Source organism: Nesterenkonia cremea, from assembly GCF_014642675.1.
GTDB classification, from domain to species: domain Bacteria; phylum Actinomycetota; class Actinomycetes; order Actinomycetales; family Micrococcaceae; genus Nesterenkonia; species Nesterenkonia cremea.
Map to the genome: position 1 here is coordinate 43,641 of NZ_BMIS01000015.1, position 19,242 is coordinate 62,882.

Below are 19,242 nucleotides of genomic sequence, written 5' to 3' on the forward strand. Positions count from 1 at the left end.
CTGTCGCCCAGAGGTGGCGGCGTCGTAAGTCCACTGCAGAGCCGCGGCGCCCTCCTGGAGCTGTTGCTGAGAGAGGGTAGGGCGACTGTCACCACCTCTGAGCGCAGCATCCAAGACGACGACGCCGGCTGGGAAGCGCATCCTGCCCACGGCGTCTGGAACCGCCCTGGTCAGCGGCTCGGTCAGCAGACTGACGCCATGAGCCGCCGCGGGAATGGGCGACGCGGGATCGGGAGCGGTGGTGGGAGAGATCATGTGGGTGCCGAAGCCACGGAGAAAGTTGGGGCCCAGGCCAGCGGGCCGCCGCGGTCAGGCTGAACCGCTCCGACGGCTGCGACTCAGCCCAGGTGTCCACTGGGAGGTAGACACCGCGCCTGAGTCGGAGGAGCCGACCGCGCCGCAGAGCCCTGCCGTACTGATTCCCCGTGTGGATCCCCTCCGGCTCCCACCGGCTGACGAGGAACGGGTGGGCGGCGTTGGGCTGCGGAGGGTTCATCCGTTCAGCGTGCCGGATATCTCCGAACTCTGCAGAAGTTATCCACAAGGCCCCCGAGTGCGCCGGAGGAGGAGGGGGAGCCTCAGAGCACTCCGCCGGTGCGGCGGACGTGCTCGCTCAGCTTCTCGAGCCCTTGATCGACGCTGACCGAGGGGGTCCAGTCCAGGGACTCTCGGGTGCGGCGCTGATCGAACCAATGCGCAGTGCTCAGCTGCTCGGCCAGGAACTTGGTCATGGGCGGCTCGCCGTCTCCGGGCATCTCGGTGACTCGGCTGGCCGAGGCCCAGATCTTCTCCACGGCCAGGCCCGCCGCTTTGGCGATGGCCGGTGCCACGCGCATGCGCGGACGCTTGGCGCCGCCGGCCTCAGCGATGCCCATCAGGAGCTCGCCGATCGGCCGCGGCTCACCGTTGGTCAGCACCAGGCGCTGCCCGTGGATGGCCGGCAGTCGCCGCAGGCCGGCCACGAAAGCTTCCACGGCGTTGTCGATGTAGAGCGTGTCCACCAGGGCCGCGCCGGAGCCCAGGATGGGCAGCCGGCCGGAGCGGGCACGGGCCACGATCCGGTGTGTCAGCTGTCCGTCGCCGGGGCCCCAGATCAGATGTGGGCGGATGATCAGCACGTTCATGCCCGCACTGCCGTAGGTCTCGGCGATCAGCTCGGCCTCGGCCTTGGTCTGGGCGTAGTTGCCCTCGGCATGCTCAGGATCTGCAGCCCCTGCGCCCTCACCCACCAGCGAGGAGCCGCCGTGGGCCACTGAGGGGGAGGAGACGTGCAGGACGTTGTCCACACCGGCGCTCCAGGCGGCCTCGAGGAGACGCTCGGTGCCGCGGATGTTGACCTCCACGAACTCTTCGCGCTCACCGGAGACGGACACCTTCGCCGCCATGTGGATGATGGCGTGCTGACCTTCCACGGCGCGTGTCACGGCCTCGGGGTCGCTGAGCGACCCACGGACCTCCTGGGCGCCATCGATGCTGGAGGAGCTGCGCTGCAGGGTGGTGACCTCATAGCCGAGGTCGACCAGCTTCTGCGCCACGGAGCGTCCCAGCAGGCCGGAAGCGCCGGTGACCAGCACGCGGCTGCCGGGCAGGATCTCCTGATCGGTCACAGTCTTCGGGCTCACAGAGACTTCACCTTCTCGCCGGCGAGCACCTCAGCGGCCCACTCGGCCAGCCGGGTGCGGTCGATCTTGGAGTTATGACGGATATCGGTGGGCAGCCCCTCCAGCACCAGGACTGCGGACACCGGGACCTCGGAGGCCTCGCGCACAGTACGGGCGAACTCCGGCTGGGCCAGCGGGGAACGGCCGGTGCGCAGCGCCTTGGCGCTGCCCTCAGGTTCAGCGATGACCACCACGGCCTGTGTGCCGGCCGGGCCGACGCCGACGGCGGCCGCGCGGGCCACCTCGTCCAGTGCGTCCACCGGGGTCTCCACGGTGCCGGGGCCCACCGGACCCGCGGGTGTGGTGATCACATGCTGGAGGCGCCCCTGGATCCAGAGCCGGCCTTCGGCGTCGAAGTGTCCGACGTCATTGGTGCGGTGCCAGATCAGCCCGTCATAGGTGTCCCGGCGGCTCTGCCGATCGGTGAGCCACAGGCGGTCATAGCCCTCCTTGAGGTGGGCCGCAGACACCACGATCTCACCCAGGGTGCCCACATGGTCGGCCGGCTCCACCAGCTGTTCCACGGGGTGCCCCTCGGCATCCAGCGGTGCCAGGGCGAAACGCACTCCGTCCACGGGGCGGCCCACGCAGACGCCGGGCTGACCTTCGCCGGAGGGGCCGGAGGTCATGGCCTCGTGGACCTGCTCGCGGGAGATGTCCGCCTGCAGCAGACCCTCGGTCATTCCGTAGGGCGTGTGGATCTCAGCCTCCGGGAAGAGCTCCTGGACCTGGTCCAACAGCACCGGGTGCACCGGGGCGCCGGCAGACAGGACCAGGTAGATCCCGCCCAAGGCGTCGCGCTGCTCGGCGCTCAGCTCACCGGCGGTGGCCACCACATTGCGCAGTGCGGCCGGGGATCCGAAGAACATCGTGGCCTCGCCGGCCAGGGCGGCCTCGGCCACGGCCACAGCGGTCAGCGTGGAGGGCTTGGTCACCGACATGTCCGGAGTCACCGAGGTGGCGCCGATGGCCGGGCCGAGCAGGGCGAAGGGTGCGAATCCTGCGATCAGCGAGGAGCCGGGCTTCACGGCGAACTGTTGGCGCAGCAGAGCCACCAGGGCACCCAAGCGTCCGTGGGTGTAGAGCACACCCTTGGCCGGGCCGGTGGATCCGGAGGTGAACAGCACGGCGGCCGGATCCTCCGGTGCCGGATAAGGCAGATCCTGCGGGCTGCGTCCGCTGTGGCTGCGCAGCAGGCGCTCCACTGAGGCCACAGTGCCCAGGAGCTTGGCCTGGCGGCCGGAGAGCACGTCCAGGCTGACCCGCCGTCCGGGCCAGTTCAGCGTCCGCGCCACGGTCAGGCCGGGCTTGGCGCCGATGATCCACTGCGGGCGGGCGCTGCGCACAGCACGGGTCATCCCCTTCAGGCCCAGCCCCTGATCGGCCACCACGGCCACGGCGCCGATGCGCAGGCAGGCATAGAGGATCACGGTGAGGTCGTTGCCGGGCTGGACCAGCAGGGAGACACGGTCACCGGGGGAGACGCCGAGCTCGCTGAGCCCCACGGCCAGGGCATCGACCTTCTCGGCCAGATCGTCCCAGGAGACGGCGCGCTCCTGGTCCTCGGCCACGCCCATGTCCACCACGGCGGGGCTGGCCTTGCGCCACGTCATCGTCAGGTGCTCCAGCTGATCGTGGAGGCGGGAGACCTCGCCGGCCGGCTCGGGGGAGCGCAGGCCGCTGCGTGCGTCCTCCTGAACATCGGCGGCGGGGAAGCGGTCGTCCAGCCAGGTGAACAGCGGTGCGGCGATGTTCCGGTCCTCGGCCAGCAGGTGCCCGGAGCCTTCGAAGCGGTGCACATCGGCATGGGGGAGTCGTTCCAGCAGATCGGCCAGATAGCGGTCCTGGAACACGGGGTCCTGGGGGCCCCAGAGGAAGAGGGTGGGCTTCTGCCACTGAGTCAGCTTGGAAGAGGTCTCCTCCAGCACGGGGCGGGAGACATGCTCGCTGAGCGCGGGGATGTCGGCCACGAAGCCGCCGATGCCGCCGCGGCCCCAGCGGGAGGTGTAGGGGGCGCGGTAGGCCTTCTTCACCGCAGACTCCAGGCCGCCCTCGGCCAGGCCCAGGGTGACCTTCAGGAAGCCCTCGGTCTCCACTGTGGAGATCGGCAGCACGGCAGGCGCCATCGCGGCGCGCAGCGCGGCGGGGACATGCTCGTCGACGGGATGGTCCACGGCAGTGTTGAGGCTGACCACGGCGTCCACCTCGTCGGCGTGGCGCATGGCCCAGCCCATGCTGATCACACCGCCCCAGTCGTGGCCCAGGGTGACCAGAGGGACGGAGGTGTCCACATCCAAGGCGTCCATCAGCCCGTCCAGGTCGCCCAGGCGCTGCTCGAAGCGGCGGTAGGACTCAGCCTCGGCGGCCGGTGCCTCCGGGTGCTCCAGCCGGTCGGATAAGCCCATATCCAGCTGGTCGGGTGCGATCACGCGCCAGGCACGGCCCTCAGCGGCCTGCTCCAGGGAGGCGGCGAGGACGCGGCGCCACAGATAGGACCACGTGGGGTTGCCGTGCACTGCCAGGATGGTGCCGGTGGGGGTGATGCCGCGCTCGGCCAGCTCCGGACCGGTGTCCAGCACGTGGAAGGTGTGGGCGCCGTCGTCGGTCTTCGCGGTGACCAGCCGGGACCACTTCGGATCCAACCCGGGGAAGGCCCCCTCAGCGGCGATGTGTTCGGTGGGGAGCCGTGCCCCGGCCGCCGGAATCGAACGCCATGCCTTCAGCTTCGCCATCGGCGCTGCACCCCTCAATCTGTGTACTGCGGTGACTGCCGGTTCACCATTCGATCTCGACCATCGCGGTGTTCAGCCCTGACCCTACCCCCATGCAGAGCACGCGCGCACCGCGGTGGAGGGAAGCCGCCTCGCGCGAGAGTGTGATGGGCAGCGAGGCCGGCCCCACATTGCCCAGTTCGGGGTAGGTGACCGGAACTCGCTTCTTGTCCAGCTTGGCCGCCTTGATGATGGAGGAGGTGTGCAGCTGGGAGACCTGATGGGTCACATAGGAGTCCATCTGCTGCCAGTCGAAGTGCTCCTCGGCGGCCTCCCAGGCGTCCATGACCAGCTCCAGGCCGCCGTCGAGCAGGCCGCGGGAGTCGGTGAACATGCCCCGGTGATCGCCCACGCAGAGACCGTGGTGCTGAGAGGCAGCACGGGTCACGCCGCCGATGATGCGGTGACCCTCAGGGTGCTGGTCCGCCGGGCCGATGACTGCCGCGGCCGCACCGCAGCCCAGTGTCAGGGAGGCGAACTCGCTCATGAAGTCATCGCGGGAGACTGCCTGCTCCAGGGAGTTGATCCGCTCCACAGTGGCCTCCTGGACCTTCCGCGCGTCCTCGCCGTTGACGATCAGCACGTACTTGGCCTGACCGGCGTCGATGAGCGAGCTGGCCAGGGTCATCGCGTTGACGAAGCCCAAGCAGGCATTGGTGATGTCGAAGTTCATCGCCGAGCTCGGCAGGCCGAGCTTGTGATGGATCCCCACGGCCACCGAGGGCTCAAGATGCTCACGGGTGACCGAGGTGTTGACCATCACAGTGACGTCGTCGCGGGAGATGCCGGCGGCCTCGATGGCGCGGCGGCCCGCTTCCACGGCGCCGGTGATGGCGCCGTCGGGGGTGTCCCAGTTGCGCCGAGCCCTGACTCCGGCCACGCGCTGAAGGAGTCCTGTGGGCAGCTTCAGCCGCTTCAGCGCATCGGAGAGCCGCTTGTCCAGCTCCTTCGACGTCAGTGCTGCGGGAGCCTCGACCTCTGCCACAGAGAGCAGGGAGGCGTTCTGGTGATGGAAGGTGGTGTTTCCGGGCACCGGTCCATGCTACTGGAAAGTCAGCACCGCTCAGTGCCTCGGACTCCAGCGGCTCTGGATACGATGGTGACCATGACTCTTTCCATGCGCGAGGCCATCGAGCGCGGCGGCTTCTACCCCGCTCTGGTTCACCACACGGTGACCGAGGCGCTCGACGGCCGCGAAGCCAGCCACCAGATCGTGCACGTAGACACCCATTTCGACATGGAGGAGGTCCACCGCCACATCACTGTGCTGGTCCTGGCCGATGACGTGGTCGTGGTCGCTCACCTGGACGATCATGATCTGGAGGCCGACGACGGCGGACTCCATCAGCCTGCCGCAGGGTCCTCAGACACTGTGGCGAGAATCTCCACCGAAGTGGTCCCGGTGAGCCGGATCCGGTCGCTCATCCTCTCCGAGGTCCACCGTCACCCGGACCGGTTCGTCCCGGAACGTGGTCTGGCTGAGGTGACGCTGAACATGCACTGGACAGGGGGCGCTCGGTTCGAGACTGTGCCGGCCGAATGCGCCAACCCCGACTGCATGGCCGATCACGGCGACAGCGGCACCTGGGTGCCGGAGGACATCGTGCTGCGCATCGCCGCCACTGCCGAGGGCGACACTGCAGTGGATGAGGCCCGCAGCTTCGTCCGAGCGCTGCGCCGCGCCTGTGTGAAGTACGCGCGCTGAGGCCGCTGCGATGACTCTTCCGCCTCCACCGGCGGCCCCGGACTACAACGGCGCACACCTGCGTCAGATCCTGCCCTCCGTCGGTGCCGCCCTCGGTCTCAGCAGCGCCGAGGGCCAGGGGGAGTGTTTCGAGAACCGTCTGGGTCTGCCCGAGGCGAGCATCGCCGTGGTGCTCATGGTGGACGGGCTCGGCGATGAGCAGCTCGCCCGCCACACCGGTCATGCCCGCTTCCTGGCCTCGCGCTGGCGACGGGCGGCCACCGGCAGGGTCCTCGACGCCGGGGTCCCCTCCACCACCTCGGCCTCGCTGACCTCCTTGGGCACCGGCCGGACACCGGGGGAGCACGGGCTCACCGGCTACAACGTCTATGCGCAGGACCTGGACCGCGTGGTGAACATGCTGGGCGGCTGGGATCCGGAGGTGGATCCGCGCAGCTGGCAGCCCCATGACTCCCTGCTGGCCCGGGCCGAACGGGCCGGAGCCGCCGTGGTCACAGTCTCCCGCCCCCAGTTCCAGGACTCACGACTCACCGAGGCCTCACTCTCCGGGGGCGAGTTCCTGGGTGCCAAACATATGGACGCGCGGTTCCGGCTGGCCGAGGACTGGATCTCCGGGCACCGTCTCCGCAAGGGCCAGGTCCGTCAGGGCGCGCCCACCCCGCTGATGGTCTACCTCTATGTCGATGAGCTGGATAAGACGGGCCATAAGTATGGAGTGGACTCCGCGGAATGGATCCGCATGCTGGAGCTGCTCGATGCCGAGGCCGAACGGTTCTGCGCCGCCCTGGACAAGTTCTACGGCTCCCAGGCCCTGGTGCTGATGACCGCCGATCACGGCATGATCGACATCGCTGCGGAGAGCCGAATCGACCTCCAGGCGCTGGAGCAGCAGGAGCAGGATGAGCTGCTCGGTGCGGTGGAGCATGTGGCCGGTGAGCCCCGGTTCCTGCACCTGCACACCGCCGAAGGGCGAGAGGCTCAGGTGCAGGAGGCCTGGCAGCGAGCCTTCGGCGATCAGACCTGGGTGGTGCAGAAGCGCCAGGCCCTCGACGCCGGGTGGTTCGGTCCCGTGGAGGACCGGGTGCTCTCACGCATCGGCGATGTGCTGGTGGCCGTGCACGGTCCCATCGCCCTGTTCCACACGGCAGAAAGCGGTCCGGCTCCGCTGTCCATGGTGGGTCAGCACGGCTCGCTCACCGACGCCGAGAGGAAGGTCCCGCTGCTCTCGCTCAGCGGTCAGGAGATCTGAGATTCAGTCCTTGCCGCCGAAGAGGATGTCATCCCACTTCGGCATCGAGGGACGGCGGGAGGAGGAACGCTTGCGGTGGCGGGGCTCGGGAGCCTCCTCGCGCTGCTCAGGCTCCTTCTGCTCCGGGGCCTCCTCGGGGGACGGTCCCTCGGTCTCTTCGCCGCCGTCCTCATAGGAGAAGCCCCAGGCATCGGTGCCTGCCGCGTCCTGCTCTTCGCTGTCCTCGGAGCGGTCCGCGCTGACCCCACTGTCCTCCAGCCCCGGGATCGGGCCGGTGAACTGCTCGTCCGGGTCGGCCCCCGGCTCCTGCTCGGGAGCCTCCACCGGGCGCAGGCGGGGCTCAACGGGTTCACCTTCGCCCTGCTCATCGCGGGTGAGCATGAGCGCCAGCTTCTCGTCTGACTCCTCATCGGCGCCCAAGCGCTGGCCGCGGCGGGCGCGCAGGACATCCAGCAGATCCTCATGCTCTCCGCCCTCGGCGCCGTCGCCGCTGGGCTGCGGCTCAGTGTTCTGCGAAGCCTCTGCGGCGGCCCGGCGGGCGGCGTCATGGCGGCGCTGCGGCTGCTGAGGCTCCCGCTGCGCGGACTCGTGAGCGGAGCGCGCGCGGTCCCGTGCAGCAGAAGGGGAGTGTTCGGCGTCGACGTCGAAGGGGGCATCCACCGCGGCCAGATGGCGGGAGCTGTCGCGGCGGCGGGTTTTGCCCGGCAGCGGCAGGGAGCTCAGCGACTCGGCCCAACGGTTGGCCGCAGTCAGCTGACGGGACTCGGCGATGAAGGTCCATTCGGCCGGCGGCTGCAGCCCGATGCCGGCCCCGTGGGTCTCCGAGGAGCCCACATCGAACCAGCACTCCACCGTCCAGCGTCCGTCCTCACGGCGCCAGGCATCCCAGGAGACCGTCTTCAGCTCCACCTCCATGGCGCGCAGGCGGACTTTGACCATGGCCTCCAGGCTGGCGGGGGCGTCGCCGAAGGCCAGGCGGTGGTGTTCGGCGGTGGATGCGGCGGCCACCTCAGTGCTGCGGGCGCGCTGGGCGATATAGGAGCGTTCGGCCTGCACCGGACCGGCGTAGCGCTCAACGTGTTTGTGGTCCAGGCCGGAGTCCTCCACGACCTGCGCCACCGAGTCGCCGGCGCGCAGCCGCGCCTGGATCTCACGGGGAGACAGGGGAGCGGGGGAGTCGTCAGAGGAGGAGCTCTGCCGGGCGGCGCGGCCCGCGGCAGAGCGGAGAGCGTCATCGACAGGCAGCGCGTATTCGTTGCCATCATCGTCTGAGAGGATCAGCTGATTCCGATTCTCCTCGTCGCCGACGCCGACGATGCGCAGGTGCTGCATGAGAGGCTTCCTCCGAAAAGACTGTGGAGACCGCCGCCCCTGCTCACAGGCGGGTTTCGGGCCCGCCGGCCGGAGCGGCCGTCTCGCTTTCGCTTCTCGCCACTGTATCGCGGGGGAGACAGAATGGGGCCGCATCCTTCGAGCTTGACCCGAACGATTTTTGCTCACGGCTCAACATGCGTGTCCCGATTTGTCCATACGCCCCCGGGGAGGGCACAATCTGTGCGACCGATTAGGCCGTACGGACTCGAAGTGTGGAGCGACTCTCATGGCAACTGATTACGATGCACCGCGTAAGAACGACGACGAGGTCAATGAGGACTCGATCGAAGAGCTGAAGAATCGCTCGAACAACCGCCAGTCCGCGGTGGTCGACGAGGATGAGGCTGAGGCCGCCGAGGGCTTTGAGCTGCCCGGCGCCGATCTCTCCGACGAAGAGCTTCAGGTGCGGGTCCTGCCCGCCCAGTCCGACGAGTTCACCTGCGGGGAGTGCTTCCTGGTCCGCCACCGTTCCCAGGTATCCCGGGAGCAGGGCGGAATGTTCATCTGCAAGGACTGCGACGCATAGCAGAAGGAATCCTCCCCGCTGACCGCACTCGCCAAGAGGGTGTCGGCCCCCGGCTCAGCCGGTGGTGCTGACGCCCTCTTCGCGCACCTGCTCCGTGGAGCCCAGCGCCTTCAACAGCGCCTCCGGGTTGCGCGTGGAGAACAGCCAATAGGGAGTGGCGTCCTGCTCATCGGTGATCTCAGCGGTGACCACCGGACTGATCCAGCCGCGGATGCACTGGTAGGAGCGGGCGTCGAAGCCCGGGCCGAGCTGCTCCCGGGCGGCCTGTCCGCGGTGGGCGACGATGCGGCCCAGATGACCGGTCTCGATCTGCGCGCGACCCACACGCAGCCAGCCCTCGCGGACCTCGATGGTCGGGGTGGTGATGACCAGGGCGAAGACCAGCAGCAGGATGCCGGCGCCCATGGTCAGGAAGCCGAAGAACAGGTCGATGGGGAAGAAGATCAGGGAGACCGAGGCCCCGATGATCACTGCAGCGGTCCAAAGCCACCAGGAGGGCCACAGCTTCTCGGCGTAGTGCACGCCGTCGTCGTACTGAGTCGTCATATCCCTATCGTCGCATGAGTAGACTCAGTGGCATGAGTCCGCAGACCTCCCCTGAGACGATCACACCTGAGAAGATCACCGTCCCCATCCGCCAGTTGGACCCCGAGCTCCCGGTGCCCGGCTACGCACACCCCGGCGACGCCGGTGCCGACCTGCTGGCCGCTGAGGACTTCGCCTTGGAGCCGGGGGAGCGCCGCCTGGTCCCCACCGGCATCGCCATCGCGCTGCCCGAGGGATGGGTGGGCCTGGTCCACCCGCGCAGCGGCTTAGCGGTCAGGCACGGAATCACCCTGGTCAACACCCCCGGCACCATCGACGCCGGTTATCGTGGTGAGGTGAAGGTGTGCCTGCTGAACACGGATCGCGCTGGGACCGTGCACTTCAGCCGCGGAGACCGGATCGCCCAACTGGTGCTGCAGCGCATCGGCCAGGCCGACTTCGTGCCGGTGGCTGATCTCGAGGACAGCGCGCGCGGCGAAGGCGGCTTCGGCTCCACCGGACTCGGCTCGCAACAGTAAGGAATTGAGGTCAATCCCCATGCTCTTCGGAAAGAAGAAATCGAAGGACAAGGCCGCGGCGCCGCCGACGATCCGCGATGCGCTGAAGGAGGAGTCCGCAGCGGCCGATCAGGCGGAGGACGCCTCGGCCGAGACCGCTGAGGACGTTGCCGCCGCAGAGCAGGCGGAGACGAAGGGCGAGAACAAGTCCGCTTCCTTCTCCGCCGATGCGCCCCGGGTGGAGGGCCACGACCCCGAGGATTCGGCTGCCGACTCCGCTGAGGAGGAGACTTCGAGCGGGCCCTATGACGTCAGCGAGATCGAGTCGCGCAAGGGCTACATCGACTTCGGTTCGGTCATGATCCCCGGCGGCAAGGACCAGAAGGTCCGCCTGGACATCGACCAGAAGACCAAGCGTGTGGTGGCCCTGACCATTTCGGTGGGCCAGGCCAGCGTGCAGCTGCAGCCCTTCTCTGCGCCCAAGTCCGGCGGCACCTGGGATGAGGTGCGCCAGCAGATCCAGGAATCTGTGGTCAAGCAGAAGGGCAAGGTCAAAGAGGCCGAGGGCCGCTTCGGCAAGGAGCTCGTCGCTCGGGTCCCCACCACGCTGAAGGACGGCCGCTCCGGCTGGCGCGTGGCCAGGTTCATCGGCTTCGAGGGCAACCGCTGGTTCCTGCGCGGCGTGGTCGGCGGCCGCGGCGCCATCGACCGCAGCGCGGCCCAAGAGGTGGAGGACCTCTTCTCCCGGATCGTCGTGGTCCGCGGAGATGACCCGATGCCCCCGCGTGAGCTTCTGCAGCTGCGTCCGCCGGAGGGCGCCAAGCGCGTCACCGTGCCGCGGAACCCGGCTCAGCGCCGCACCGGCGAGAGCCCGAACCCTGCCGCCGCCGACGTCTCTGCCTCGGGAGCGGCCGAACAGTGAGCACCGAAGACGTCGGACGGCAGCTCTCCAGCAGCGCGGCCTCGAAGCTTCACACCCGTGAGGACGGGTCGCTGAACGTCATGGCCTCCATCGGAGGCGTGCGCGGTCTGCTGGAGGCCGCACTCCCGGCGGCGTTCTTCCTGGTCACCTTCGTGGTGACCGATGACCTCGCCCCGGCGCTGATCATCGCCCTCGTCCTGGCGGGGGTCTTCGCTGTGGGCCGACTGCTGCAGCGCGGACCGCTGATCCAGTCCCTCTCCGGACTCGCCGGCGTCGGGATCTGTGCCTTGGCCGCCATGTCCACCGGCGACGGCCGCGACTTCTACGCCCCCGGCTTCTTCATCAACGGGTCCTACATCCTGGCCTTCATCGTCTCCATCCTGGTGCGCTGGCCGATCATCGGTCTGCTCTTCGGGCTGGTCCGCGGAGAAGGTATGGACTGGCGGAAGGACACGGTGCGCCGCCGCCGCTACGCCTTGGCCACCTGGATCATCGTGGTGGTCATGGCCGCCCGGCTGATCGTGCAGGTTCCCATGTACCTGGCCGACGACGTGGCCGCCCTGGGTGTGGCCCGGCTGGTGATGGGCATGCCGCTCTACGCGCTGGCCCTGTGGGTGTGCTGGATGATCACCCGCCCCGAACCGCAGATCGGACGTGAGAGCACCTCATGACAGCTGCCCCCTCCGCGGACCAGCAGGTCCTCACGCTGGAAGTCGGCCCGATGGCCCATGGAGGTCACTGTGTGGCCCGCTATGAGGGCCGCGTGGTGTTCGTCCGCCACGCCATCCCCGGGGAGGTGGTGCGGGCCCGGCTGACCGAAGGCGGTGAGCAGGCGAAGTTCTGGCGCGCCGACGTCGTCGAGGTCGTCTCCGCCTCCGACTACCGGCGCCGGCACATCTGGAAGCTGGCCGACTCGCTGCGGGCCGATGAGATGGGGCGCCTGCCGGTGGGCGGAGCTGAGTTCGGACACATCACCGATCAGCACCAGCGCCGGCTCAAGGGCCAGGTCTTCCGGGACACGCTGCAACGGATCGGAGGCATCTCGCTGCATGATCTGAACATCCCGCAGGAGCACGCCGACGGCGAGGTCCATGTGGAGGACATCAGCCGCCCGCACAGCAACGGGCTGCATTGGCGCACTCGGGTGAGCTTCGCCGTGGATCCCAACGGGATGCTGAGCATGAAGCCGCACCGCAGCAATGATCTGATCGAGCTGCGCGGCATGCCGCTGGCCGTGGCGGGCATCCACGAGAGCAGGATCTTCTCCGCCGACTTCCGCGGTGCCCACCGGGTGGACGCTGTGGCTCCCGGCGGTGGGCGGGACCTGACTCTGGTGGTCCACACGGTGGCGCAGGGGCAGGACCAGGAGGGGCTGCGCGCCCGGCTTCACACTCTGGCCTCTGAGGACCCGTCCATCGCGAACGTCCTGCTGGCGGTGGCCGCTCCCGGTTCGGCGAACGGACGTCCCGCAGGCCGGCGCGGGCGCAATCAGCGCGGCCGCCGCAGCGACTCCACCAGTCCGGCGCGGGTGGACTATGAACTGCTCGCCGGAGACCGCACGGTCAGCGAGCCGCTGCCGGTGGGACCACATCGGGGCAGCTCAGCGGTGCAGCTGCGCCCCGAAGGCTTCTGGCAGGTCCACCGCGGCGCTCCCGAGGCGCTGGTCGGCGTCGTCGGGGAGATGGCCCGCAGTGCGGCGGGGGAGGCCGTCGTCGATCTCTATGCCGGTGCCGGGCTGTTCAGCGCCTGGGCCGCGCAGCAGGTGGGGAACAGCGGCCGTGTGCTCAGCGTGGAGGCCGCCGACGCCTCCAGCCGCAGCGCCGAGGAGCTCTTCGCTGAGATGGACCAGGTGCGCATCCTGCAGGCCCCTGTGGAGCGCTCCCTGGGTGATGTCCGAAGCTTCTTGGCGGAGGACGGACGGAGCGCCGGAACAGTGGTGCTGGACCCGCCGCGGGCCGGTGCCGGAACTCGGGTGATCGAGGGGTTGGATCAGACCGATGCGGCGCAGATCGTCTATGTCTCCTGTGAGCCCTCATCTTTCGCTCGAGATGCGAAAGAGCTGATCAGCCGCGGATGGCGGATGGATGGGCTGCGCGTGCTGGATCTCTATCCCAACACGCACCACATGGAGGCGGTGGCCTCCTTCACCCGCTGAGGCCGTGCTGCGCGCGGCAGCCTCGCCGAGGACGTCATGGTGCACGTCACAGAGGCCCGAACGAGTAGGATGGACAGCGATACGGCCCTGAACGCTGTGGAGGGACATCAGACTCAGGCCTGGTCGCACCACTGACTCCGCCGACGGCGCCCGAGCTCACCGCTGAGCTGGGCCTCGAGGGGGAGGCGATCACGGCCTCTGCTGAACCTCCCCATCCATCGAAGGGCCGGCGTCCGTGAGAGCAGTCTCCCGGACAGTGTCAGTCTGGCAACTACAGAGGAGTCCCGCGTGAGCACTGTGGACAGCTTCGGAGCCAAAGGCGTTCTCAACGTCGACGGAGCCGATTACGAAATCTTCCGTCTCAACACGGTCGAGGGCTATGATTCCCTCCCGTACAGCCTGAAAGTTCTGCTCGAGAACCTTCTGCGCACCGAAGACGGAGCAAACGTCACTGCCGAGCACATCAAGGCGCTCGGGCAGTGGGATGAGACCGCGCAGCCCTCCAAGGAGATCCAGTTCACCCCGGGCCGTGTGCTGATGCAGGACTTCACCGGCGTGCCCTGCGTGGTGGACCTGGCGACGATGCGTGAGGCCGTCACCGACCTGGGCGGCGACCCGAAGAAGATCAACCCGCTGGCACCGGCCGAGATGGTCATCGACCACTCCGTCCAGATCGACTCCTTCGGCAATTCCGATGCCATCGAGCGCAACATGGACATCGAGTACAAGCGCAACGGTGAGCGCTATAAGTTCCTGCGCTGGGGGCAGACCGCCTTCGATGACTTCAAGGTCGTGCCCCCGGGCATGGGCATCGTCCACCAGGTCAACATCGAGTCCCTGGCCCGCGTGGTCATGACCCGCAACGTCGGCGGCGCGCTTCGTGCCTACCCGGACACCTGCGTGGGCACCGACTCCCACACCACGATGGAGAACGGCTTGGGCGTCCTGGGTTGGGGCGTGGGCGGCATCGAGGCCGAGGCAGCGATGCTCGGCCAGCCGATCTCCATGCTGATCCCGCGTGTGGTCGGATTCAAGCTCTCCGGCGAGATCCCCGCCGGCGCCACCGCCACCGATGTGGTGCTGACCATCACTCAGATGCTCCGCGAGCACGGTGTGGTCGGCAAGTTCGTCGAGTTCTACGGCGAGGGTGTGACCGAGGTCCCGCTGGCCAACCGCGCCACCATCGGCAACATGTCCCCGGAGTTCGGCTCCACTGCGGCCATGTTCCCGATCGACGACGTCACCATCGACTACCTGCGCCTGACCGGCCGCACCGAGGAGCAGCTTGCTCTGGTGGAGGCCTACGCCAAGGAGCAGGGCATGTGGCACGACCCGTCCCGCGAGCTGCGCTTCTCCGAGCACCTGGAGCTGGACCTCTCCACTGTGGTCCCCTCCATCTCCGGCCCGAAGCGTCCGCAGGACCGCATCGAGCTCACCGATGCCAAGGAGCAGTTCCGCAAGGACATCCACAACTACGCCCAGGAGGACGACGGCCGCAACGGTCACGTCGACGAGTCGGTGGAGGAGACCTTCCCGGCTTCGGACGCGCCGAGCGCGGCCGCGGGAGAGGCCCAGGACCCGGCCGACAAGCCGCGGAACATGGACGGCTCCGGCGCACCGGTGGTGGGCCGGCCCTCCAAGCAGGTTCCGGTGCAGATGCCCGACGGCCGTGAGTTCAACCTGGACCACGGTGCGGTCTCCATCGCATCCATCACCTCCTGCACCAACACCTCCAACCCGAACGTGATGCTGGCCGCCGGTGTGCTGGCCCGCAACGCAGTGGAGAAGGGCCTGGTGCAGAAGCCCTGGGTCAAGACCTCCATCGCCCCCGGTTCGAAGGTCGTCACCGACTACTACGAGAAGTCGGGTCTGATCGAGTACCTGGAGAAGATCGGCTTCTTCGTGGTCGGCTACGGCTGCACCACCTGCATCGGCAACTCCGGTCCGCTGGAGGAGGAGATCTCCCAGAAGATCCAGGAGGAGGACCTCGCGGTCACCTCCGTGCTCTCCGGAAACCGCAACTTCGAGGGCCGCATCAACCCCGATGTGAAGATGAACTACCTGGCGTCCCCGCCGTTGGTGGTGGCCTACGCTCTGGCCGGCACCATGGACTTCGACTTCCAGAACGAGCCGCTGGGTCAGGATGCTGAGGGCAACGCAGTCTTCCTGCAGGACATCTGGCCGGACCCATCCGAGGTGCAGCAGATCATCGATGAGTCCATCGATACCGGCATGTTCACCTCGAAGTACGGCACCATCTTCGAGGGCGATCACCGCTGGCAGGAGCTGGAGACCCCCGAGGGCTCCACCTTCGCCTGGGACCAGGACTCCACCTACGTCCGCAAGGCTCCTTACTTCGAGGGCATGGAGCTGGAGCCCCAGCCCGTGGAGGACATCGAGGGTGCACGCGTGCTGCTGAAGCTGGGCGATTCGGTCACCACCGACCACATCTCCCCGGCCGGCTCCTTCAAGTCGGACACACCGGCAGGCCGCTACCTGCTGGAGAACGGTGTGGAGCGCAAGGACTTCAACTCCTACGGCTCCCGCCGCGGCAACCACGAGGTCATGATCCGCGGAACCTTCGCCAACATCCGCATCAAGAACGAGCTGCTGGCCGATGAGAACGACGGCGCCGGCGTGGAGGGCGGCTTCACCCGCGACTTCACCAAGGGCGGCGAGCAGGCCTACGTCTACGACGCGGCACAGAACTACCAGGCAGAGGGAACTCCGCTGGTGGTCCTGGGCGGCAAGGAGTACGGCTCCGGTTCCTCCCGTGACTGGGCGGCCAAGGGCACCCGCCTGCTGGGCGTGAAGGCTGTCATCACGCAGTCCTTCGAGCGCATCCACCGCTCCAACCTGATCGGTATGGGCGTGCTGCCGCTGCAGTTCCCTGAGGGCGAGTCCGCAGACACCCTGGGCCTGAGCGGCTTCGAGACCTTCTCCATCTCCGGGATCACTGTTCTGAACGAGGGCACCACGCCGAAGACTGTGAAGGTCACCGCCACCAAGGAGGACGGCTCCACGGTGGAGTTCGACGCGGATGTCCGCATCGACACCCCGGGCGAGGCCGACTACTACCGCAACGGCGGCATCCTGCAATACGTGCTGCGCCAGCTGGTCGACAACCAGTGATCGCCTGACTGAAGAGGTGGCCGGTCAGCACCCTGACCGGCCACCTGCTCAGAGCACCAGATGACGACGGCGGCCGACTTCTCAGGATTTCTTGTGGGAGCGAAGGGTTTCGCGACACGCGGCAGCGTGGCGCGCTTCGCGATCTGAGGAAGAGAAGTCGGCCGCCGTCGTCGTTTCATCTCAGACTTACTAGAATGGACGAATGAGCATTCTGCAGACGATCCGGTCTCCGCAGGACCTGTCGAAGCTGAGCGATGAGCAGCTGGTGCGGCTGGCAGAGGAGATCCGCGAGTTCCTCATCGCCAACGTGTCCCAGACCGGCGGCCACCTGGGCCCCAACCTCGGAGTGGTGGAGCTGACGCTGGCCCTGCACCGCGTCTTCGACTCTCCACGGGACTCGATCATCTTCGACACCGGCCACCAGTCGTATATCCATAAGCTGGTGACCGGCCGGCAGGACTTCTCTACGCTGCGCCAGCAGAACGGGTTGGCCGGTTATCCTGAGCGTGCCGAATCGGTGCATGACATCGTGGAGTCCTCCCACGCCTCCTCCTCCCTGTCCTGGGCCGACGGCATCTCCAAGGCTCGGGTGCTCAACGGTGAGGAGGACCGTTTCGCAGTGGCCGTCATCGGTGACGGTGCTCTGACCGGCGGCATGGCCTGGGAGGCGATGAACAACATCGCCGCGGACAAGGACCGCCGCGTGGTGATCGTGGTCAACGACAACGGCCGCTCCTATGCGCCCACTGTGGGCGGACTGGCCGAGCAGCTGGGCCATCTGCGCCGCGGCTTCCTGGACAAGGTCCGCACCCACCGCATCTACGAGCAGACCATGGACGGCACCAAGCAGCGGCTCCGCCACGGCGGCCCGCTGAGCCAGATGGTCTACCGCAGCCTGCATGCTGCGAAGAAGGGTGCCAAGGACTTCTGGGCGCCCCAGGGCCTCTTCGAGGACCTCGGGATGAAGTACATCGGTCCGGTGGACGGTCACAGCCAGTCTGCGATGGAGGAGGCACTGTCTGACGCCAAGAACTATGGCGGTCCGGTCATCGTCCACGCCCTCACCGACAAGGGCCGCGGCTATGCTCCGGCCCGCGCCGATGAGAAGGACCAGTTCCATGCGGTCGGCGTGATCGATCCGGAGACCGGCGAGCCCGTCTCCAGCGGATCCTCCCGTTCCTGGACCTCTGTGTTCGAGGAGGAGATCACAGCCATCGCTGATGAGCGCGAGGACATCGTCGCGCTGACCGGTGCCATGATGATCCCGGTGGGGCTGCGCTCCATGGCCCAGAAGCACCCGGACAGGGTCTATGACGTGGGCATCGCCGAGCAGCACGCTGTGGCCTCGGCCGCGGGGCTGGCCTACGGCGGGCTGCACCCGGTGGTGGCCGTCTACGCCACCTTCCTCAACCGCGCCTTCGATCAGCTGCTGATGGATGTGGCCCTGCACAAGGCCGGAGTGACCCTGGTGCTCGACCGGGCCGGAGTCACCGGTCCTGACGGGCCCAGTCACCACGGCATGTGGGACCTCTCGCTGCTGCAGATCGTTCCCGGGCTGCAGATCGCCGCACCCCGTGACTCCACCCGCCTGCGGGAGGAGCTGCGCGAGGCTGTGGCAGTGGATGACGCACCCACTGTGGTTCGGTTCTCCAAGGGCTCGGTCAACGGCGAGATCGAGGCGCTGGAGCGTTTCGAAGACGGCGTCGATGTCCTGCGCGGTGAGGCTGATGAGGATGGTGCCTACACTGCCGATGTCCTGATCGTCTCCGTGGGCACGATGGGCGAGCTCTCCCTGGACCTGGCCCGCCGACTGGAGGATCAGGGGATCAGCTCGACTGTGCTGGATCCCCGCTGGGTCCTGCCCGTGCCGGAGTCGGTGGTCTCCGTGGCCGCCCGCCACCGCCTGGTGGTCTGCCTGGAGGACGGGGTGAAGGCCGGCGGCGTCGGCTCCCGGATCCGCCAGACCATGCGCGAGGCCGGCGTGGACACCGCGTTGAACGAGGTCGGCCTGCCCGTCGAGTTCCTGGCCCACGGCAGCCGCGCCCAGGTGCTGGATCGTGTGGGTCTGACCGCCCAGCGGATCGCCCAGGACACTGTGGGACAGGTGCTCGGCACCAAAGTCCCCTTCGCCCGGCCGCTGCCGGGTGAGGAGCTTCCCACCGGGGAGCTCCCGGTCTTTCATCGAACCAAGGAGTCTTGATGCTCAGTCTGTTCCGTCGTGATCCCGAGCAGGGTTGGCACTACCGGGAGGCCTGGTACGACGAGAGCGCCGGAGAGTTCGTGGTCCACCACGGCAAGGTCGGCACCAACGGGAAGATCACCGCGGAGAAGGCCTCGGCAGAAGAGGCTGACGCATTGGTGGAGTCCTTCGCCGCTCAGTGCGCAGAGGACGGCTACGCAGAGCCCGCGGCCGAGGAGCTCGGCACGCTGACCGTGGCGTATCCGCTCAAGGGCGCTGAGCCCAATGCCTCGGAGCGCCGCAATGCGAACAGCGTGCATGAGGCCGTGCTGGTGGCCCTGGCCTGGCGCGGCCTGGGCGCGTTGTCCGACCCTGAGCAGCAGCCGCGCGAGGGCGGGGGACAGGCCCTTGTCATGACCTCGCAGACCGTGCGCACCAGAAAGGCCGTCGACGCCGCACAGTCGGCCATCAAGCACACCGACGTCCCGCTGTCGAAGGTGGAGATCACCCGCTGAGGAGCTGAAG

15 protein-coding genes are annotated in these 19,242 nt (G+C 68.0%); 10 read left to right on the plus strand and 5 right to left on the minus strand.

All coding sequences use genetic code 11. From position 1 onward, the window contains the following. Positions 1–578: 578 nt before the first annotated feature. The 3 genes from IEW85_RS12915 to IEW85_RS12925 are packed head-to-tail and all read right to left on the minus strand — an operon-like array spanning position 579 to position 5,465. A complete protein-coding gene (locus IEW85_RS12915) occupies positions 579–1,622 on the minus strand; it encodes an NAD-dependent epimerase/dehydratase family protein (RefSeq protein ID WP_229659028.1) in 1,044 nt (347 codons plus the stop codon). Then, a complete protein-coding gene (locus IEW85_RS12920; protein WP_188686479.1) occupies positions 1,619–4,393 on the minus strand; it encodes an alpha/beta fold hydrolase in 2,775 nt (924 codons plus the stop codon). The genes IEW85_RS12915 and IEW85_RS12920 overlap by 4 nt, the downstream gene beginning before the upstream one ends. A gap of 43 nt (positions 4,394–4,436) precedes the next feature. Then, a complete protein-coding gene (locus IEW85_RS12925; protein ID WP_188686482.1) occupies positions 4,437–5,465 on the minus strand; it encodes a 3-oxoacyl-ACP synthase III in 1,029 nt (342 codons plus the stop codon). A 72-nt stretch (positions 5,466–5,537) separates the two neighbouring features. Between IEW85_RS12925 and IEW85_RS12930 the strand changes: the two genes are divergently transcribed. Both IEW85_RS12930 and IEW85_RS12935 read left to right on the plus strand, forming a co-directional pair. Further along, positions 5,538–6,137 (plus strand): DUF5998 family protein, encoded by a 600-nt coding sequence (locus IEW85_RS12930; RefSeq protein ID WP_188686484.1) that lies wholly within the window; start codon positions 5,538–5,540, stop codon positions 6,135–6,137. Between the two features lie 10 nt (positions 6,138–6,147). After that, entirely contained in the window at positions 6,148–7,386 is a 1,239-nt protein-coding gene (locus tag IEW85_RS12935; RefSeq protein ID WP_188686488.1) for an alkaline phosphatase family protein, read from the plus strand. A gap of 3 nt (positions 7,387–7,389) precedes the next feature. On the opposite strand, the gene sepH is transcribed toward IEW85_RS12935, so the two are convergent. Beyond that, positions 7,390–8,718 carry a septation protein SepH gene (sepH, locus tag IEW85_RS12940; RefSeq protein ID WP_188686491.1) on the minus strand — a complete coding sequence of 443 codons (1,329 nt, stop codon included), beginning with the start codon at positions 8,716–8,718 and terminating at the stop codon, positions 7,390–7,392. A gap of 268 nt (positions 8,719–8,986) precedes the next feature. On the opposite strand from sepH, the gene IEW85_RS12945 reads away from it, so the two are divergent. Next, positions 8,987–9,286, plus strand: coding sequence for a DUF4193 domain-containing protein (locus tag IEW85_RS12945; protein ID WP_188686494.1), 300 nt, complete (start codon positions 8,987–8,989; stop codon positions 9,284–9,286). A gap of 54 nt (positions 9,287–9,340) precedes the next feature. Here IEW85_RS12945 and IEW85_RS12950 read toward each other — a convergent pair whose 3' ends face one another. Then, complete coding sequence (locus IEW85_RS12950; RefSeq protein WP_188686496.1) at positions 9,341–9,832, minus strand: DUF3093 domain-containing protein; 492 nt, start codon at positions 9,830–9,832, stop codon at positions 9,341–9,343. A 32-nt stretch (positions 9,833–9,864) separates the two neighbouring features. Here IEW85_RS12950 and dut point away from each other — a divergent pair, with 32 nt between their 5' ends. The 7 genes from dut (at position 9,865) to IEW85_RS12985 (ending at position 19,232) form a co-directional block, all read left to right on the plus strand. Then, a complete protein-coding gene (gene dut / locus IEW85_RS12955; protein ID WP_229659029.1) occupies positions 9,865–10,350 on the plus strand; it encodes a dUTP diphosphatase in 486 nt (161 codons plus the stop codon). A gap of 19 nt (positions 10,351–10,369) precedes the next feature. Further along, entirely contained in the window at positions 10,370–11,251 is an 882-nt protein-coding gene (locus IEW85_RS12960; protein WP_188686499.1) for a DUF3710 domain-containing protein, read from the plus strand. Then, positions 11,248–11,922: a DUF3159 domain-containing protein gene (locus IEW85_RS12965; protein WP_229659030.1), complete on the plus strand. Its 675-nt coding sequence runs from the start codon at positions 11,248–11,250 to the stop codon at positions 11,920–11,922. Before IEW85_RS12960 ends, IEW85_RS12965 begins: the two co-directional genes overlap by 4 nt. After that, positions 11,919–13,406, plus strand: coding sequence for a class I SAM-dependent RNA methyltransferase (locus IEW85_RS12970; RefSeq protein WP_188686501.1), 1,488 nt, complete (start codon positions 11,919–11,921; stop codon positions 13,404–13,406). The genes IEW85_RS12965 and IEW85_RS12970 overlap by 4 nt, the downstream gene beginning before the upstream one ends. Positions 13,407–13,694: 288 nt before the next feature. Beyond that, the gene (locus IEW85_RS12975; protein ID WP_188686503.1) at positions 13,695–16,538 is read left to right on the plus strand and encodes an aconitate hydratase; all 2,844 of its coding nucleotides are present in this window, start codon (positions 13,695–13,697) and stop codon (positions 16,536–16,538) included. A gap of 202 nt (positions 16,539–16,740) precedes the next feature. Next, a complete protein-coding gene (gene dxs / locus IEW85_RS12980; protein WP_188686505.1) occupies positions 16,741–18,738 on the plus strand; it encodes a 1-deoxy-D-xylulose-5-phosphate synthase in 1,998 nt (665 codons plus the stop codon). Next, positions 18,738–19,232, plus strand: coding sequence for a hypothetical protein (locus IEW85_RS12985; protein ID WP_188686509.1), 495 nt, complete (start codon positions 18,738–18,740; stop codon positions 19,230–19,232). The genes dxs and IEW85_RS12985 overlap by 1 nt, the downstream gene beginning before the upstream one ends. The last annotated feature ends 10 nt before the right edge of the window (positions 19,233–19,242 follow it).

What these genes read in the sequence shown, in the direction of transcription:
- IEW85_RS12920 (WP_188686479.1), bottom strand. Translation starts at nt 4,393, where the DNA reads ATGGCGAAGCTGAAGGCATGGCGTTCGATTCCGGCGGCCGGGGCACGG.
- IEW85_RS12935 (WP_188686488.1), top strand. Translation starts at nt 6,148, where the DNA reads ATGACTCTTCCGCCTCCACCGGCGGCCCCGGACTACAACGGCGCACAC.
- sepH (WP_188686491.1), bottom strand. Translation starts at nt 8,718, where the DNA reads ATGCAGCACCTGCGCATCGTCGGCGTCGGCGACGAGGAGAATCGGAAT.
- IEW85_RS12970 (WP_188686501.1), top strand. Translation starts at nt 11,919, where the DNA reads ATGACAGCTGCCCCCTCCGCGGACCAGCAGGTCCTCACGCTGGAAGTC.
- IEW85_RS12960 (WP_188686499.1), top strand. Translation starts at nt 10,370, where the DNA reads ATGCTCTTCGGAAAGAAGAAATCGAAGGACAAGGCCGCGGCGCCGCCG.
- IEW85_RS12950 (WP_188686496.1), bottom strand. Translation starts at nt 9,832, where the DNA reads ATGACGACTCAGTACGACGACGGCGTGCACTACGCCGAGAAGCTGTGG.
- IEW85_RS12930 (WP_188686484.1), top strand. Translation starts at nt 5,538, where the DNA reads ATGACTCTTTCCATGCGCGAGGCCATCGAGCGCGGCGGCTTCTACCCC.
- dut (WP_229659029.1), top strand. Translation starts at nt 9,865, where the DNA reads ATGAGTCCGCAGACCTCCCCTGAGACGATCACACCTGAGAAGATCACC.
- IEW85_RS12945 (WP_188686494.1), top strand. Translation starts at nt 8,987, where the DNA reads ATGGCAACTGATTACGATGCACCGCGTAAGAACGACGACGAGGTCAAT.
- dxs (WP_188686505.1), top strand. Translation starts at nt 16,741, where the DNA reads ATGAGCATTCTGCAGACGATCCGGTCTCCGCAGGACCTGTCGAAGCTG.
- IEW85_RS12985 (WP_188686509.1), top strand. Translation starts at nt 18,738, where the DNA reads ATGCTCAGTCTGTTCCGTCGTGATCCCGAGCAGGGTTGGCACTACCGG.